At 64.5% G+C, this 17,490-nt stretch carries 18 protein-coding genes; 3 read left to right on the top strand and 15 right to left on the bottom strand.

The genetic code is table 11. The features are described from left to right. Window positions 1-69: 69 nt before the first annotated feature. From XI05_RS24480 to eno, 15 genes are all read right to left on the bottom strand, one after another. Window positions 70-1,311, bottom strand: a complete 1,242-nt coding sequence (locus XI05_RS24480) for a threonine synthase (protein WP_271506579.1) — start codon at window positions 1,309-1,311, stop codon at window positions 70-72. Between the two features lie 143 nt (window positions 1,312-1,454). After that, window positions 1,455-2,876, bottom strand: coding sequence for a dihydrolipoyl dehydrogenase (lpdA, locus tag XI05_RS24475; protein WP_271506577.1), 1,422 nt, complete (start codon window positions 2,874-2,876; stop codon window positions 1,455-1,457). Between the two features lie 17 nt (window positions 2,877-2,893). Further along, the gene (locus tag XI05_RS24470) at window positions 2,894-3,127 is read right to left on the bottom strand and encodes a hypothetical protein (RefSeq protein WP_271506575.1); all 234 of its coding nucleotides are present in this window, start codon (window positions 3,125-3,127) and stop codon (window positions 2,894-2,896) included. A 22-nt stretch (window positions 3,128-3,149) separates the two neighbouring features. Continuing rightward, window positions 3,150-4,499: a pyruvate dehydrogenase complex dihydrolipoamide acetyltransferase gene (locus tag XI05_RS24465; protein ID WP_271506572.1), complete on the bottom strand. Its 1,350-nt coding sequence runs from the start codon at window positions 4,497-4,499 to the stop codon at window positions 3,150-3,152. Window positions 4,500-4,562: 63 nt separating this feature from the next. Beyond that, window positions 4,563-5,015, bottom strand: coding sequence for a nucleoside deaminase (locus XI05_RS24460; protein ID WP_271506569.1), 453 nt, complete (start codon window positions 5,013-5,015; stop codon window positions 4,563-4,565). Window positions 5,016-5,017: 2 nt separating this feature from the next. Then, window positions 5,018-5,320, bottom strand: a complete 303-nt coding sequence (locus XI05_RS24455; protein WP_271506566.1) for a DUF5076 domain-containing protein — start codon at window positions 5,318-5,320, stop codon at window positions 5,018-5,020. Continuing rightward, on the bottom strand, window positions 5,317-5,640 hold the full coding sequence (locus XI05_RS24450; protein ID WP_271506563.1) for a hypothetical protein: 324 nt from the start codon (window positions 5,638-5,640) through the stop codon (window positions 5,317-5,319). Before XI05_RS24450 ends, XI05_RS24455 begins: the two co-directional genes overlap by 4 nt. A gap of 14 nt (window positions 5,641-5,654) precedes the next feature. Next, window positions 5,655-7,037 (bottom strand): pyruvate dehydrogenase complex E1 component subunit beta, encoded by a 1,383-nt coding sequence (locus XI05_RS24445; RefSeq protein ID WP_271506561.1) that lies wholly within the window; start codon window positions 7,035-7,037, stop codon window positions 5,655-5,657. A gap of 28 nt (window positions 7,038-7,065) precedes the next feature. Then, entirely contained in the window at window positions 7,066-8,088 is a 1,023-nt protein-coding gene (pdhA, locus tag XI05_RS24440; RefSeq protein WP_271506559.1) for a pyruvate dehydrogenase (acetyl-transferring) E1 component subunit alpha, read from the bottom strand. 278 nt (window positions 8,089-8,366) lie between these two features. After that, window positions 8,367-9,884, bottom strand: coding sequence for an aldehyde dehydrogenase (gene adh / locus XI05_RS24435; RefSeq protein WP_271506557.1), 1,518 nt, complete (start codon window positions 9,882-9,884; stop codon window positions 8,367-8,369). A 283-nt stretch (window positions 9,885-10,167) separates the two neighbouring features. Next, window positions 10,168-11,127, bottom strand: coding sequence for a helix-turn-helix domain-containing protein (locus XI05_RS24430; RefSeq protein ID WP_271506554.1), 960 nt, complete (start codon window positions 11,125-11,127; stop codon window positions 10,168-10,170). A 216-nt stretch (window positions 11,128-11,343) separates the two neighbouring features. Further along, window positions 11,344-11,661 (bottom strand): FtsB family cell division protein, encoded by a 318-nt coding sequence (locus XI05_RS24425; RefSeq protein ID WP_025036496.1) that lies wholly within the window; start codon window positions 11,659-11,661, stop codon window positions 11,344-11,346. A gap of 140 nt (window positions 11,662-11,801) precedes the next feature. Then, on the bottom strand, window positions 11,802-12,353 hold the full coding sequence (locus XI05_RS24420; protein ID WP_271506551.1) for an NADPH-dependent FMN reductase: 552 nt from the start codon (window positions 12,351-12,353) through the stop codon (window positions 11,802-11,804). A gap of 203 nt (window positions 12,354-12,556) precedes the next feature. Then, a complete protein-coding gene (locus XI05_RS24415; RefSeq protein ID WP_271506549.1) occupies window positions 12,557-13,690 on the bottom strand; it encodes a zinc-binding dehydrogenase in 1,134 nt (377 codons plus the stop codon). A 42-nt stretch (window positions 13,691-13,732) separates the two neighbouring features. Further along, window positions 13,733-15,016 carry a phosphopyruvate hydratase gene (gene eno, locus XI05_RS24410; protein ID WP_271506545.1) on the bottom strand — a complete coding sequence of 428 codons (1,284 nt, stop codon included), beginning with the start codon at window positions 15,014-15,016 and terminating at the stop codon, window positions 13,733-13,735. Between the two features lie 174 nt (window positions 15,017-15,190). Between eno and XI05_RS24405 the strand changes: the two genes are divergently transcribed. The 3 genes from XI05_RS24405 to XI05_RS24395 are packed head-to-tail and all read left to right on the top strand — an operon-like array spanning window position 15,191 to window position 17,485. Continuing rightward, window positions 15,191-16,168, top strand: coding sequence for a Vgb family protein (locus XI05_RS24405; RefSeq protein ID WP_271506543.1), 978 nt, complete (start codon window positions 15,191-15,193; stop codon window positions 16,166-16,168). A 51-nt stretch (window positions 16,169-16,219) separates the two neighbouring features. After that, window positions 16,220-16,672: a preQ(1) synthase gene (gene queF / locus XI05_RS24400; RefSeq protein ID WP_271506541.1), complete on the top strand. Its 453-nt coding sequence runs from the start codon at window positions 16,220-16,222 to the stop codon at window positions 16,670-16,672. A gap of 15 nt (window positions 16,673-16,687) precedes the next feature. Then, window positions 16,688-17,485 (top strand): substrate-binding domain-containing protein, encoded by a 798-nt coding sequence (locus XI05_RS24395; protein ID WP_271506539.1) that lies wholly within the window; start codon window positions 16,688-16,690, stop codon window positions 17,483-17,485. Window positions 17,486-17,490: the final 5 nt, after the last annotated feature.

The raw sequence follows: 17,490 nt of genomic DNA, 5'->3' as shown, positions 1-17,490 counted from the left end.
AGCGATGTCGATATTGTTCTTGCTCTTCCCGCGTACGGGAAGAGGGATCATTCGTGGCGTATTGCCGCGCTAGAACTGGGAATAGTCGATCGGCTTGTGACGATCGAGCGTGCGGGTGACCGGTGGCAGCGGGTATTTCAGGCCGGTCGCGCAGTTGAACAGCATGACGCGGTCGGTCTTGCTGACGCGGCCGTCGGCAAGGCTCTCCTTGTAGGCGGCGTAGGTTGCGGCGCCCTCGGGACAGAGCAGCAGCCCCTCCTCGCGCGCGACCTCGTTCAGCGCCGCCGAGATCTTGTCGTCGTCGACCGCAATGGCAAAGCCCTTGCTGTCGCGCACCGCGCGCAGAATGAGAAAATCGCCGATCGCCTGCGGCACGCGGATGCCCGACGCAATGGTGTGAGCGTCCTCCCAGCGCGTCGCGTGCTCGGTGCCGGCCTCATAGGCCCGCACCATCGGCGCGCAGCCCGAGGCCTGCACCGCAACCATGCGCGGGCGCTTCGAACCGATGAAGCCGATCTTCTCCAGCTCGTCGAAGGCCTTCCACATGCCGATCAGGCCGGTGCCGCCGCCGGTTGGATAGAAGATCACGTCGGGCACGTCCCAGCCGAGCTGCTCGGCGAGCTCCAGGCCCATCGTCTTCTTGCCCTCGATGCGGTACGGCTCCTTCAAGGTCGAGGTGTCGAACCAACCGACCTTGGCCTTGCCCTCGCCGACGATCTTGCCGCAATCGTCGATATAGCCGTTGACGCGGTAGACGGTCGCGCCCTGGAGCTCGATCTCGCTGACGTTCACTTCAGGCGTATCCGCCGGGCAGAAGATCGTGGTCTTGATGCCGCAGGAGGTCGCATAGGCCGCCAGCGCCGCGCCGGCATTGCCGTTGGTCGGCATCGCCATGTGCTTGATGCCGAGCGCCTTGCCCATCGACACCGCCATCACGAGACCGCGCGCCTTGAACGAGCCGGTCGGCAGCCGTCCCTCGTCCTTGACGATGATCTCGCCGCCGCCAAGCTTCTTGCCGAGCTTGGGCAGCCGGATCAGAGGCGTCGTGACTTCACCGAGCGAGACGATGTCCTTGCATTTGCGAACCGGCAGCAGCTCGCGATAGCGCCACATGTCGCCCGGGCGTTGGGCGAGTGCGTCCTTGGTCAGTGCCTTCTTCACGCCCGCGAGATCGTAGCGCACCAGAAGCGGCTTGCCGGCCTTGGAGAGGTTGTGGACCTGGTCGGCGGCGTAATGGTCGCCTTCCATGGCACATTCGAGATGGGTGACGAAGGTCGGGCGCTCGATGGTGAGATTGTCGTTGTCGTGCATGGGGTGGTTCCCTTCTTATTCTGCAAACAGCTCTCTCTGCTCGTCATTGCGAGCGAAGCGAAGCAATCAGAGTCTTTCCGCAGAGGCGGTCTGGATTGCTTCGCTGCGCTCGCAATGACGGCGGTGGGCGGCGATGCCAACCATCAAATATTCAACACCCGTCCATACGCATCCAGCACGGCTTCCTTCATCATCTCCGACAGCGTCGGATGCGGGAACACCGTGTGCATCAACTCTTCTTCCGTGGTCTCCAGGTTCATGGCGACGACGTAGCCCTGGATCAGCTCGGTGACCTCGGCGCCGACCATGTGGGCCCCTAACAGCTGGCCGGTCTTCTTGTCGAAGATCACCTTGACCAGGCCCTGGTCCTCGCCGAGCGCGATCGCCTTGCCGTTGCCGACGAAGGGGAAGCGGCCGACGCGGATCTCGCGGCCGCTCTCCTTGGCCTTGGCTTCGGTCAAACCGACGGAGGCCACCTGCGGATGGCAATAGGTACAGCCCGGGATCATGTTCTTGTCCATGGGATGCGGGTGCAGGCCCTTGATCGCCTCGACGCAGATCACGCCCTCATGTTCGGCCTTGTGCGCAAGCATCGGAGGACCGGAGACGTCGCCGATGGCATAGATGCCGGGAACGTTGGTCTTGCCGTAGCCGTCGACCACGATGATGCCGCGATCGGTTTTGACACCGACTTTTTCCAGGCCGAGATTCTCGATATTGCCGACGACGCCGACCGCCGAGATTACGCGCTCGAACTCGGTCGTGACGGGCTTGCCCTTGCCGTCGTCGATGGTGGCGACGACGCTGTCGGCCTTCCTCTCCAGCTTGGTCACCTTGGTGGAAGACATGATCTTGATGCCCTGCTTCTCCAGCCGCTTGCGGGCGAAGCCTGCGATCTCGGCGTCCTCGACGGGCAGGATCTGCGGCAGCACCTCGACGACGGTCACATCGCTTCCCATGGTGTGGAAGAACGAGGCGAATTCGATGCCGATCGCGCCCGAGCCGACCACCAGCAGCGACTTCGGCATCCGCTCCGGCACCATTGCTTCAAAGTAGGTCCAGACCAGCTTCTTGTCGGGCTCGAGCCCGGGCAGCACGCGCGGCCGTGCGCCGGTCGCGACGATGATGTGCTTGGCCTGATAGGTCCCCTCGCCCAGCGCGCCCTTCGGGCCCTCGACGTCGGACTTCTTCACGGTGACCTTGCCGGGCGCATCGATCGAGGCGGCGCCCCAGATCACGCTGACCTTGTTCTTCTTCATCAGGAAGCCGACGCCGTCGTTCAGCCGCTTGGAGACGCCGCGCGAGCGCTGCACCACGGCCTTCGGATCGAACGAGACGTTGTCGGCCGAGAGGCCGTAATCCTTGGCGTGCTGCATGTAGTGATAGATCTCGGCCGAGCGTAAGAGCGCCTTGGTCGGGATGCAGCCCCAGTTCAGGCAGATGCCGCCGAGATAGGACTTTTCGACGATCGCGGTCTTGAGGCCGAGCTGGGCGGCGCGGATCGCGGTGACATAGCCGCCGGGACCGGAGCCGATGATGATGACGTCGAAGGATGTATCGGCCATGTCGGCTCCCGTTCAACTCAAGAGTCGCCGCGGGCGCGGCGCTTGATCAGAAAAGACCTCACCAGCCATTCGAGCACCACTGCCAGGACCATGATGGCCAGCGCGGTGAGCACGATGGGCTGGGCGATGTTCCGTGCCAGTTGCTCACCGGCAAAGAACGCAGAGTGAAGAAAATCGAGCCCAACCGGGTTGAGCGCGACGACGGCTCCAAGCAGCAGCGATATCCATGGCCAGCGGGTCCGGACATGCAAGGTTGCCCCCTCTGCCGCCGCGTCAGACCATCATCATCACAGGGTTTTCGATCAGCTGCTTGAACGCGCCGATCAGCTCGGCGCCGAGCGCGCCGTCGATGGCGCGGTGATCGCAGGACAGGGTCACGCTCATCATGTGCGCGATCTCGATCTTGCCGCCGCGCACCACGGGACGCTCCTCGCTGGTGCCGACCGCGAGGATCGTCGCATGCGGCGGGTTGATCACGGCGGTGAAGTGGCTGATGCCGTACATGCCGAGGTTGGAGACGGCCGTGGTGCCGCCCTGGTACTCCTCGGGCTTCAATTTGCGGGAACGTGCGCGCGCCGCAAAGTCCTTCATCTCGTTGGAGATGGTCGAGAGCGTCTTGGTCTCGGCCTTGCGGATGATCGGCGTGATCAGGCCGCCGGGCATCGCAACGGCCACGCCGACGTCGGAATGATGGTGCTTGACCATGCCGCCTTCGGTCCAGCTCACGTTGCAGTTCGGGATCTTCTGCAGCGCCACCGCCATCGCCTTGATGACGAAGTCGTTGACCGAGATCTTGTAGAGCGGCTTCTTCTCCTTGTCCTTGGGTGCAGCCGCATTGATCTCCTCGCGCGCGGCGAGCAGCTTGCCGATGTCGCAGTCAATGGTGAGATAGAAGTGCGGGACGTTCTGGATCGACGCGGTCAGGCGCTGGGCGATGGTGCGGCGCATGCCGTCATGCGGGACGATGTCGTACGAGCCCGGCTCGAACAGCGACAGGATCTGCTTGTCCGACATGGTCGGCGCGATCGCCGGCGCGCCTGACGGCGCCGCGGCGGGTGCCTTGAGGCCCTTGCCGGATTTGGCCTGCTCGACGTCGCGGGCGACCACGCGGCCGTGCGGGCCGGTGCCGGTGACCATGCCGACATCAATGCCGGCTTCCTTGGCGAGACGCCGCGCCAGCGGCGATGAGAACACGCGACCGCCATGGCCATTGGCCTGGGCGGCCGGAGCTGCGGGCTGCGGCGCAGGAGCTGCGGGCGGCGGCGGAGGCGCCTTGGGCGCAGCAGGCGCAGGCGCGGCAGCGGCGGCCGGTGCTTCAGCAGCTTTCGGCGGCGCAGCCGAAGCGCTGGGCTTGGCGCTGCCTGCAGCCTTTACATCTTCGCCCTCGCCGGCGAGCACGGCGATCACGTCGTTGACCGGGACATCCTGCGTGCCCTCGGGCACCAGGATCTTGGCGATCGTGCCCTCGTCGATCGCCTCGACCTCCATGGTCGCCTTGTCGGTCTCGATCTCGGCAATGACGTCGCCGGATTTGACCTTGTCGCCTTCCTTCTTCAGCCACTTGGCGAGGTTGCCCTTCTCCATCGTCGGCGAGAGAGCGGGCATCAGGATGTTGATGGGCATGCTGACCTCAAGAAGAACTTTGCAAAACGTCGTCTTTCGACAGCGAAGACGAACAGACCAGGTTTAGTTGCCGATGTCGCCCTGCCACAGGCGCTCATTGGCAGGGATGGAACGCCAATTCTTCATCATGGTGATGGAGCGATCGTCGGCAAGGTCGATCCAGGGAACGCCGAACTTGTCGAGGATATCCTTGGAGCCGGGGAACGTGATGGACTCTCCGATCACCACCAGCTTGACCTTGAACAGCGCGAGCGCGCCGGCGCACATCGAGCATGGCGACAGCGTGGTGTACATGACAGTGTCGTGGAACGAGATCGCGCCGGCCTCGCGCAGGCAGCTCATCTCGCCGTGCAGGATGGGATTGTTCTCCTGCACGCGGTTGTTATGGCCGCGGGCGATGATCTTGTTGTCGCGCGTCAGCACCGCGCCGATCGGCAGGCCGCCCTGCACGATCGAGGCTTCCGCCTCGCGGATCGCTTCCAGCATGAAATCGTAATGATAGGACTCGATCGCCATGGTCAGTGCCCCTTGCCGCGCGGCGTCGTGGTGCCGGTGTCGGTGGGACGCTCGATCTCGGCCTGGAACATGTCGAGGATCCGGTTCAGCGCGTCCTCCTCGGTGTATTCGCTCTCGCGCGCATAGGCGCGCGCGGCGTGACGGGCGAGATCGACGAGCAAGAGGCCCCACATATCGGGCTCCTCGAAGGCGCGCTGGAACGCCATCGACAGTCCGCCATCCAGCACGAACACGCGCAGGATCTCGACCGCGTCGTCGCGGCTCATGACGTCGGGCGGCAGTGGCTGCTCCTTGGGCCCGCTCATTGCGATGAACTCGATGCGTCCTGAAGGGCAAGAACCTTCCCGTCCATCTCTACTCCAATCGCTCGTTTCAGCATGGACCGCAGAACCAGGAAGCCGACGGCCAAGAACACCAAATTCAGAACGAGCGGCTGGAAGATCATGGCATTGACGACGGTAGAAGCGGTGGCCGCAAACTCGGGATAACCCAGCAGTCGCGACACGATCGCCACCAACAGCATCAATGGAAACTCGACCACCACGAACGCAAGCGGAACCAGAATTGTAAAAGCCAACGTCGCCAATATCCAGCGCCAGTAGATATACCAGGTCAGCTTGTGCATGGTTGCGCCGGACTCTATCTGTAGCAGACGGCTTTGGCGGCCTCGACGACTTCAGCCGCCGAGGGCAGCGCAAGCTTCTCCAGGTTCGAGGCATAGGGCATCGGCACGTCCTTGCCGGACACGCGCGTCACCGGCGCATCGAGATAGTCGAAGGCGTTCTCCATGATGCGCGCGGCGATCTCGGCGCCGACGCCGCTTTGGGCCCAGCCCTCCTCCACCGTCACGGCGCGGCCCGTCTTCTTGACCGAGTTGACGATGGTCTCGGTGTCCATCGGCCGAAGCGTGCGCAGATCGATCACCTCGGCCTCGATGCCGTCCTTGGCGAGCTCATCGGCGGCCTTGAGCGCATAGGTCATGCCGTTCGACCACGAGATGATGGTGACATGGCTGCCCGAGCGCACGATGCGGGCCTTGCCGATCGGAATGATGAAGTCGTCGAGCTTGGGCACTTCGCCGGTGTGGCCGTACAGCACCTCGTTCTCGAGGAAGATCACTGGATTGGGATCGCGGATCGCAGCCTTGAGCAGGCCCTTGGCATCGGCCGCCGAATACGGGGCGACGACCTTGAGGCCCGGAATGTGCGAGTACCAGGCCGAGTAGTCCTGGCTATGCTGGGCGGCGACGCGCGCAGCCGCACCGTTCGGACCGCGGAACACGATCGAGCAACCCATCTGGCCGCCGGACATGTAGAGCGTCTTGGCCGCGGAGTTGATGATCTGGTCGATCGCCTGCATGGCGAAGTTGAAGGTCATGAACTCGACGATCGGCTTGAGGCCGGTCATCGCCGCACCGACGCCGACGCCGGCAAAGCCATGTTCGGTGATCGGCGTGTCGATCACGCGCTTGGCGCCGAACTCCTGGAGCAGGCCCTGGGTCACCTTGTAGGCGCCCTGATATTCGGCAACCTCTTCGCCCATCACGAACACGTCCGCGTCGCGGCGCATCTCTTCGGCCATGGCGTCGCGCAGCGCTTCGCGGATGGTCTGCGTCACCATCTCGGTGCCGGCAGGGACTTCCGGATCCGGCTCGGCGACGGCCTGCGGAGCAGGCGCGGCCTTCGGCGCGGGCGCCTCGGCCTTTGCTGCGGCCGGCGGTGCGGACTCCGCAGCCTTCGCGGCCGCTGCGGGTGCTTTGGCGAGATCAGCCGCGCTCTCGCCGTCGGCGAGGATGGTCGCGATCGGGGTGTTGACGGCGACGTCGGCGGTGCCCTCGGGGATCAGGATCTTGCCGAGCGTACCCTCGTCGGTCGCCTCGACCTCCATGGTCGCCTTGTCGGTCTCGATCTCGGCGATGACGTCGCCGGACTTGATCGTCTCGCCCTCTTTCTTCAGCCATTTGGCGAGGTTGCCCTTCTCCATCGTGGGCGACAACGCGGGCATCAGCACTTGAATTGGCATATCTTCTCCAAAGAAAGCTTGCGCGCGTTCAGCGGTACACGTCGGTCCAGAGCTCGGCGGCATCCGGCTCGGGATCATGCTGGGCGAAATCGGCGGACGCGTTGACGATGTCGCGCACCTCGGCGTCGATTGCCTTCAGGTCGGCCTCGCTGACCTTGGCGGCGAGCAGGCGATTGCGCACCTGCTCGATCGGATCCTGGTCGTGGCGAACCTTCTCGACCTCCTCGCGCGTGCGATATTTTGCAGGGTCGGACATCGAATGGCCGCGATAGCGGTAGGTCTGCATCTCCAGGATGAAGGGGCCCTTGCCTGCGCGGCACCAGGCCGCCGCCTCCTCGCCCGCCGCCTTCACGGCGCGGACGTCCATGCCGTCGACCTGCTTGCCGGGGATGTTGAAGGACACACCGCGCTTGGAGAAATCCTGCTGGGCCGAGGCGCGCGAGACGGAGGTGCCCATGGCGTAGCGGTTGTTCTCGATGACGTAGATCACCGGCAGCTTCCAGAGCTCCGCCATGTTGAAGCTCTCATAGACCTGGCCCTGGTTGGCCGCGCCGTCGCCGAAATAGGTGACGCTGACGTTGCCGTTGCCGCGATAGTGATTGGCGAAGGCGAGACCGGTGCCGAGCGAGACTTGGGCGCCGACGATGCCGTGACCGCCGTAAAAGTGCTTCTCCTTGCTGAACATGTGCATGGAGCCGCCCTTGCCCTTGGAATAGCCGCCGCGGCGTCCCGTCAGCTCGGCCATCACGCCGTTGGCGTCCATGCCGGTCGCAAGCATGTGACCGTGGTCGCGATAGCCGGTGATGACCTGATCGCCCTCTTTCAGGGCCATCTGCATGCCGACCACCACGGCCTCCTGGCCGATATAGAGGTGGCAGAAACCGCCGATGGCGCCCATGCCGTAGAGCTGGCCGGCCTTTTCCTCGAACCGCCGGATCAGGAGCATGTCGCGGAGAGCCTTGAACTCCTGCTCCCTGCTAAATTCCGGGGGCGAACCGCCATCGGTCTTGTCCTGTGGAGCGCTTGCGGCGGCTTTCTTGGGTGCGGCCATGGGAATTCCGGGTCAGAGAAAACTTTCGCCCTCTCTAACCCAAGTCAAACGCCCTTGGAAAGCACCGCGGCGGCATGGCACGACTTTCATTATGCCGCACTGCAGCGTGATCGAAATATTGGAAAATCTTTGGCGCTGATCAGGCAACAAATCTATGCACGCCATGGCGTGCGCAGATTCGTGACCGGATCAAGAACGGTGCGTGCGCCAATCCCGACATTCGGAAAGGGCGGCGCTGAAGCGCGGCGCCGCCCTTTCCTCCGATCAGATCTTGCCGATCAGAAGAAGCCGAGCTTCTTCGGGCTGTAGCTGACCAGGAGGTTCTTGGTCTGCTGGTAGTGATCGAGCATCATCTTGTGGGTCTCGCGCCCGACGCCCGACTGCTTGTAGCCGCCGAACGCCGCATGGGCGGGATAGGCATGGTAGCAATTGGTCCAGACCCGGCCGGCCTGGATCTCCCGGCCGAAGCGGTAGCAGCGATTGGCGTCGCGGCTCCAGACACCGGCACCCAAGCCGTAGAGCGTGTCGTTGGCAATCGCGAGCGCCTCTTCGTCGGTCTTGAAGGTCGTGACCGAGACGACGGGGCCAAAAATCTCCTCCTGGAAGATTCGCATCTTGTTGTGGCCCTCGAACACGGTCGGCTGGACGTAGAAGCCGCCGGAGAGATCGCCGCCGAGATCGGCGCGTCCGCCGCCGGCCAGCACCTTGGCGCCCTCCTGCTTGCCGATGTCGATATAGGAGAGGATCTTGTTGAGCTGCTCACTGGAGGCCTGCGCGCCGATCATGGTGGCGGCATCACGCGGGTCGCCCTGCTTGATCGCGGCGACGCGCTTGAGCGCCCGCTCCATGAAACGGTCGTAGATGTCGGCGTGGACCAGCGCCCGGCTCGGACAGGTGCAGACCTCGCCCTGGTTCAGCGCGAACATGACGAAGCCCTCGATCGCCTTGTCGAAGAAATCGTCGTCCTCGGTGGTGACGTCCTTGAAGAAGATATTCGGCGACTTGCCGCCGAGTTCCAGCGTCACCGGGATGAGATTCTGGCTGGCATATTGCATGATGAGCCGGCCCGTCGTGGTCTCGCCGGTGAAGGCGATTTTGGCGATGCGCGGGCTCGACGCCAGCGGCTTGCCGGCCTCGAGGCCAAAGCCGTTGACGATGTTGAGCACGCCCGGCGGCAGCAGGTCGGCGATGATCTCGGCCCAGACCATGATCGAGGCCGGGGTCTGCTCGGCGGGCTTGAGCACCACGCAATTGCCGGCGGCCAGCGCCGGCGCGAGCTTCCAGCAGGCCATCAGAAGCGGGAAGTTCCAGGGAATGATCTGGCCGACCACGCCGAGCGGCTCATGGAAATGATAGGCGATGGTGTCGTGGTCGATCTCGCCAATCGAGCCTTCCTGGGCACGGACAACGCCGGCGAAATAGCGGAAATGGTCGATCGCGAGCGGCAGGTCGGCGGCGCGCGTCTCGCGGATCGGCTTGCCGTTGTCCCAGGTCTCGGCAATCGCGAGCCGCTCGAGGTTCTCTTCCATGCGATCGGCGATCCGGTTCAGGATCGCGGCGCGCTCGGCGGCACTGGTGCGGCCCCAGGCGGCCTTGGCGGCATGCGCCGCATCGAGTGCCGCCTCGACGTCCTGCGCGTCGGACCGCGCGATCTTGCAGACGACCTGGCCGGTCAGGGGCGAGGCATTATCGAAATATTTCCCGGAGATCGGCGCGACGAACTTGCCGCCGATGAAATTGTCGTAGCGTTCGGCAAAGGGAACTTTGGTGACGCTGAGGAATTCCACCTTGTTCATTGATCACTCCCGATGTTGCTGTTTGCGCTTGTCGTCGCCTGTTCGCGACTTGCGCAGACGATGATGCGGGAGGCGTTTTCCGTCAGCCCGGGCGGACGCGATCGCGGAGCGGACCTGTCGCAGTTCTGCGACAGTTGTCTCGCCCGTCAGAAGCAAGGAGCAATTGGCGCACCAGCGGCTTCCACCGTCATTGCGAGCGCAGCGAAGCAATCCAGAATCTTTCCGCGGAGGGACTCTGGATTGCTTCGCTGCGCTCGCAATGACGATTGAGGAATAGCGCGACCTAGTGGTTCAGCTCGAACCGCTTGAGCTTCCGGTGCAGCGTGGCGCGGCTGACGCCGAGGGCCTTGGCGGCGGCGGAAACGTTGCCGCCGGCGCGCAGCAGCGCCCGTTGCAGCACCGCACGCTGGCCTCCGGCGAGATGATCGTGCGCGGCATCACCGCCGAGAAGATCGGCCGCGGGCACCGGCCGCAACGCACCGCCGGACGCGATGCCGAGCGCCAGCCGGGCGGAGCGCGTTGCGCCGATCACCAGATCGTCCGCATCGACCGCAACGAGGCCGCCGCAGCTTCCGTCCGCCGCCTGCGTCAGCACGATGCGGGCATGGGCGAAGACCTTGCGAAACAGGTCGGCTTCGATCCGCTTGGCCGCCTCGCCCGCCGCGAGCGCGATCAGGCTGGCGAAGGCGTCGGTGCGATCAGCGCGGCAGGAGGAGACGTCGAGCACGCCCGCGAGCGCCGCCTCGTGATCGTAGATCGGAACGGCGGTGCAGCTCAGAAGCGTGTTACGGGCAAAGAAGTGCTGGTCGCGATCGATGGTCAGCGGACGCTGCTCGACGAGGCAGGTGCCGATGCCGTTGGTGCCCTCGTGCTCCTCGCTCCAGAGCGCGCCTGTCCACAGGCCCCAGGACTGAAACGTCGCATCGTCCGCTACCGTGCCGCGGCGGTCGACCGGCACGCCTTCGCGATCGGCGAGCAGCACACAGCAGCCCGCAGCGCCGACGGCCTGATATAGCCGGTCCATCGCGCCCTGCGCGGCCGCCAGAAGCGGCGCGATGCGCTCTCGCGCCTGCTGCAGCTCGGCTCCGGTCAGCCGCATCGGCGCGGCGCGACCGCTGGGATCAAGGTGATGCAATCGGGAGGAACGGCGCCACGAGGCCACGAGCGCGGAGCGAGCCGCCTGGCCTGACGCGATGGCGGCCTCGACGCGGGCCGCGTGATGCCGGGGCATGGTCCCATTCATCACAGTTCCTCCGGATAGCAGTGTAGGACGTGCCGGTGCTGCCCGGTTGATCTGCGTCAACTTCAGCGAGCACCCCAAAGGGATGAGCCCGCCGCGGCGCCGCCGTCAAGGCAACCGCCCGGTTCCGGGGTTACGACCTTCGCAGGATGGCAAAAGGATACGGTGGTCGGATTTCAGCAGCGACTTTCGCCGCGGCTTTCAGAAGCTGCTGATGGGCTAGTTCGCCGGGATCATCCGAACGAGATCGCGCGGATGGACATAGTCGAGCTGGAAGCGCGCCCGCTCGTCCAGCATGTCCGGGTCGATCTTCTCCGACCGCAGCAGCGACACCCGTTGCTCGCTCCTGGCCCGCTCGCGCTTGAGCTGAGCCAGCTCGCTCGTCAGCGCGATGATCTCCTGGTCGAGCTCCTGGCGGGCGTTGAGACCGTATTTGCCGGTATAGGCGTTGACGCCGAAATAGCCGACGATCGCCGCCGCCATCGCATAGAGGGCAAGGCCGGTCAGGATCGATTTCAGGCGCGCGCGTGAGACCATCTTTGGAAGATGGGACAGGTTGGTTAAGGGAGTGCTAATTCAGCATCAGAGGTCATTCCGGGGCGGCTCGAAGAGCCGAACCCGGAATCTCGAGATTCCGGGTTCGATGCTTTGCATCGCCCCGGAATGACACCATCGTCTTACCCCTGATTCTTCGCCACATGCGCGGCGAAGGCGTCGATGTATTGCTGCAGCACCGTCTTGAGGGAGTCCTTGGTCAGGTTGCCGTCCGCATCGAAGGCATCGCCGACGCCATTGAGATAGATTTCCGGCTGCTGAAGGATCGGACCGGAAATGCCAGGCAGGATGGTCTGCAGATGCTTGGCCGCACTGACGCCGCCGAGCGGACCCGGCGAATTGGAGATGATGCCGACCGGCTTGCCGAGGAACGAGCTCTTGCCATAGGGCCGCGAGGCGACGTCAATGGCGTTCTTCAGGACGCCGGGGATCGAGCGGTTGTATTCGGGCGTGACGAACAGGACGCCGTTCGAACTCTTGAGCTTCTCGCGGAAGGCGAGCCAGTCCGCGGGCGGCGCGCCCTCGAGGTCCTGGTTGAAGAACGAGATGCCCGCCGGCGTGATCACCTCGAGCTTGAGCGAGGCAGGCGCGAGCTTGGCGAGCGCATTGGCGATCTTGAGCGAGAAGCCGTCCTTGCGCAGGCTGCCAGCGATCGTGACGATGTTGTAGGCCATTGGGTGTCCTTGAAGGCTTGAGCGGGAATGCCGGGAGGGCACTTAAGCCATCCGGGTCGATAGATGCAAGTGCATGAACTGGTCGGATTTGGAAACGCTGCGTTTCCGGAAATGGGTCGCCTTGCGCTCCATCCGGGCCACGATCAAAAGCAATCAGGCCGCCAAGCGGCGGCCTGATGTTTACCGATAACGGACCGAAGCGATCACTTGTTCGGGTTGATGAGGAATTTTTCGCCGGTGGCCCGCTTGGCGTAGACTGCAATATTGGCGAGATCGAGCGCCTCGGCGAGCGACACCACCTTGGTGTAATGGCTGGCGAAGGTGGTCTTGAGCTCGGATGCCACGCGCTGGCGCAGGCGGCCGATCTCGGCCGGGCCGATGTTCTGAAGGAATGGCGTGAGCAGCCAGCCGCCGACGCCCCAGCTGAGGCCGAACGAGCGGTTCAGCTCCGTCGGGCGCGTGTCGAGGCTGCCATAGATGTAGACCTGCTTGTACACGTTGGAGCCGTAGCGGCTGTATTCCTTCGCGGTCTTGTTGGCCGCGATCTCCATCGCCGACAGGATCTGGCTCGCCAGCTTGCCGCCGCCGATGGCGTCGAAGGCGATGGTGGCGCCGGTCTCGACCAGCGCGTTGGTGAGATCGTCCATGAAGCTCGGTCCGCTGGAATCCACGACGTATTTGGCGCCGATCTTGTGCAGGATGTCGGCCTGCTCCTTGTTCCTGACGATGTTGACGAGGCCGATGCCGTCCTTGATGCAGATCTTGTTGAGCATCTGGCCGAGATTGGAGGCCGCCGCGGTGTGCACGAGCGCCTTGTGGCCCTCCCGCCGCATCGTCTCGGTCATGCCGAGCGCGGTCAGCGGATTGACGAACCAGGAGGCGCCGTCGGCGGCCGTGGTGCCCGGCGGCAGCTCCATGACGTCGCGGACCTTGAGCACGCGGTACTGCGTGTACATCGCGCCGCCGATCATCGATACCGTCTTGCCCATCAGGGCCTTCGCCGCGTCCGACGATCCAGTCTGGATCACCGTGCCGGCGCCCTCATTGCCGACCGGCAGCGACTGATCGAACCTCGCCGCCATCATCCGCATCGCCGCCTCCGGCATCGTGGCGGTGATGACCGGCATCTCCTCGGTGCCGGAGGCCTTGGCGGCCGACATGTCGGCCGCCCCGATCAGCAGCCCGAGGTCGGACGGGTTGATCGGGGTCGCCTCGACGCGAACCACGACCTCATCGTCGGCCGGCTCCGGCGTCGGGACCGTCACGAGAGACAATTCCAGCTCGCCGCTCTTCTTGAGCAGCGAACGCAATTCCAGTCCGGTCTTGCCGTCACTCATGTCGATCCTCCCCTGTCCCTCTCTTCACGGTCGGGGCGTGGCTTATGCCAGCGCCTTCAGTGCCGCCTTGCCGCCATAAAGCGCCTGCTTGCCGAGCTGCTGCTCGATGCGCAGGAGCTGATTGTATTTGGCGGTGCGATCGGACCGCGCAAGGGAGCCGGTCTTGATCTGACCGCAATTGGTGGCGACCGCGAGGTCGGCGATGGTGGAATCCTCGGTCTCGCCGGAGCGGTGCGACATCACCGAGGTGTAGCCGGCCTTGTGCGCCATCTCGACGGCGGCGAGCGTCTCGGTCAGCGTGCCGATCTGATTGACCTTGATCAGGATCGAATTGGCGCGGCCGGTCTTGATGCCTTCGGCGAGGCGCTTGACGTTGGTGACGAAGAGGTCGTCGCCGACCAGCTGGCACTTCTTGCCGATCAGGTCGGTGAGCTCCTTCCAGCCGTCCATGTCGTCCTCCGACATGCCGTCCTCGATGGTCACGATCGGATAGCGCGAGACGAGGTCTGCAAGATATTTCGCCTGCTCGGAGATCGAGCGGGTCTTGCCCTCGCCTTCATAGACGTATTTGCCGTCCTTGAAGAACTCGGTCGAGGCGCAGTCGAGGCCGATCATGATGTCGGTGCCCGCCTTGAAGCCGGCCTTGCCGATCGCGTTCATGACGAACTCGAGCGCCGCGTCCGCCGACGGCAGGTTCGGGGCGAAGCCGCCCTCGTCGCCGACATTGGTATTGTGGCCGGCCTTCTTCAATTCGGACTTCAGCGTGTGGAAGACTTCCGCGCCGTAGCGCAGACCTTCGGCGAACGAGGATGCGCCGACCGGCAGGATCATGAACTCCTGGAAGTCGATCGGGTTGTCGGCGTGCACGCCGCCATTGATGATGTTCATCATCGGCACCGGTAGCAGCCGCGCCGAGGTGCCGCCGACATAGCGGTAGAGCGGCATGTCGAGCGAGTTCGCGGCCGCCTTGGCGCAAGCCAGCGAGACGCCGAGGATGGCGTTGGCGCCGAGCCGGCTCTTGTTCGGCGTGCCGTCGAGGTCGATCATGATCTGGTCGATCTGAGCCTGCTGCTCGACGTCGAGGCCGCTCAAGGCCTCGAAGATCTCGCCGTTGACGGCGCCGACCGCCTTGGTCACGCCCTTGCCGAGATAGCGGGCCTTGTCGCCGTCGCGCAGTTCCACGGCCTCATGGGCGCCGGTGGAGGCGCCGGACGGAACCGCGGCGCGGCCGAGCGCGCCGTCCTCCAGCACGACATCGACCTCGACGGTGGGATTGCCCCGGCTATCGAGAATTTCGCGGCCGATGATGTCGATGATGGCGGTCATGATGTCCACTTCCGTTCGTTAGGGCTGATCGGTGCCGCGGGTCTTACACGGGCCGCAAGCAAATGTGAACGCTTGGACGCACTGCTCTGACTGACGCGTGAGGCGCCTCAGACTATGCTCCGCCGCACCTGGTCCGCGTGCCCAACCTCAATCTCAAACAGTCGGGGTAACGCCATGAATCGCCGCCAGTTTCTTGCTTCGAGCACCGCGCTGCTTGCCGCCCGCCCAGGTTTTGCGCAGGAAGGCCCGTTCCGGACGAGATACTATCCCATCAGCCCGGGCATCGGCCTGCATGATCTCACCCCCGCCCCCGACGGCACGATCTGGTTCACGGCGCAGGGCAAGGGCCTGCTCGGCAGACTCGATCCACGCGATGGCCGTTTCAAGACGGTCAGCCTCGGCCAGGGCGCGGCCCCACACGGCGTGACGATCGGCCCCGATGGCGCGCCCTGGATCACCGAGGGCGGCCAGAACGCGATCGCGCGGGTCGACCCTTCCGATCTCAGCGTCACGCTGTTCCGCCTGCCGGAAAGGTTCGCCTCAGCCAATCTCAACACCGGCGTGTTCGACAAGGACGGCACCTATTGGTTCACCGGGCAATCCGGCTATTACGGCCGGCTGTCTCCGAAGACCGGCGAGATGAATGTGTTCAAGGCGCCGAAGGGGGTCGGCCCCTACGGCATCACGGTGACGCCCAAGGGTGATGTCTGGTACGCCTCCCTCGCTGGCAGCCATATCGCGAAGATCGACCGCGCGGGCGGCAATGCGACCGTGGTCGAGCCGCCGACCCCGAACCAGGGCTCGCGGCGCGTCTGGTCGGATTCGAAAGGCCGGATCTGGGTCAGCGAGTGGAACAGCGGCCACGTCTCGGTGCATGATCCCGACGACGGCTCGTGGAAGACCTGGAAGCTGCCGGGCGAACGTCCCCGCGCCTATGCCGTGTATGTCGATGACAAGGACAAGGTTTGGCTGACCGATTTCTCCGCGAATGCCATCGTGAGGTTCGATCCCGCCACCGAGAAGTTCAACGTCCTCGCCAGCGACAAGGCCAACGCCAATGTCCGCCAGCTCGACGGCCGTCCGGGCGAGCTGTGGGGCTGCGAGTCCGGCAACGACCGCATCGTCATGATCCAGACGATCGCCTCGGGTTGACGACGGCCGCGATTGCGTCCATCCCGACATCCGTAAAAGGATGTGACGACGATGGCGAAAAAATCCCTCCAGCTCGGCCGCGCGGTCGAGTGGCCGCACACGCCGGAAGAAGCCCAGCTCGACCGCGTGCCCAATCCGCAGAAAGGCACGGACTATCTGGTGCGCTTCACCGTGCCGGAATTCACCTCGCTCTGTCCGGTCACGGGCCAGCCGGATTTCGCGCATCTGATGATCGACTACGCGCCGGCGGCGTGGCTGCTGGAATCGAAATCGCTCAAGCTCTACATCGCGAGCTTCCGCAATCACGGCGCCTTCCACGAGGATTGCACCGTGATGATCGGCAAGCGCATCGCGAGCGAGATCAAGCCGAAATTCCTGCGCATCGGCGGCTATTGGTATCCGCGCGGCGGCATCCCGATCGACGTGTTCTGGCAGACCGGCCGCGTGCCGAAGGGCCTGTGGGTGCCGGAGCAAGGCGTCGCGCCCTATCGCGGACGGGGCTAGTTGGAGACGACGACGATGACATCAATCTCGGCAACATTCCGTAATTTTGCGCTAGGCGTCCTCGGCGTCCTCGTGCTGACCGGCACATCGGATGCCGCTGAGGTGCGGGTGATGATCTCGGGCGGACTGACGGCCGCCTACAAGGCGCTCGTGCCGGAATTCGAGAAGGCCAGTGGCAACAAGGTGCTCACCGAATATGGGCCGTCGATGGGAACGACCGCGAACGCGATCCCGGTGCGGCTCGAGCGCGGCGAGCCGGCCGACGTCCTGATCATGGTGGGCTATGCCCTGAGCGACCTTGCGAGCAAGGGCAAGGTCGTCGCCGGCAGTCAGGTCGATCTCACGAAGTCGCCGATCGGAATCGCGGTGAAATCGGGCGCGCCGAAGCCGGACATCAGCTCGGCCGATGCGGTCAAGCGCGCGCTGCTGGCGGCGAAGACGATCGCCTATTCCGACAGCGCCAGCGGCGTCTACGTCTCGACCGAGATGTTCGACAAGCTCGGCATCACTGAGGCCATGAAGGACAAGGCGCGCAAGATTCCGGCAACGCCGGTCGGCGAGATCGTCGCGCACGGCGAGGCCGAGCTCGGCTTTCAGCAGATCAGCGAATTGAAGCCCGTCAAGGGCATCGATATCGTAGGTCCCCTGCCGGACGAATTGCAGAAGATTACGATCTTCTCGGCTGGGATTGCGACGGGCGCGAAGGAGCCGGACGCTGGCCGCGCCTTGATAAACTTCCTCGCCTCCCCCGCCGCGCGCGACGCGATCATCGCGAGCGGGATGGAGCCTATCGCGGCAGGTGGCGCGAGATAACACCT

The organism is Bradyrhizobium sp. CCBAU 11357, from assembly GCF_028128865.1.
Classification (GTDB): domain Bacteria; phylum Pseudomonadota; class Alphaproteobacteria; order Rhizobiales; family Xanthobacteraceae; genus Bradyrhizobium.
This window is presented reverse-complemented; position numbering and strand designations above follow the sequence as displayed.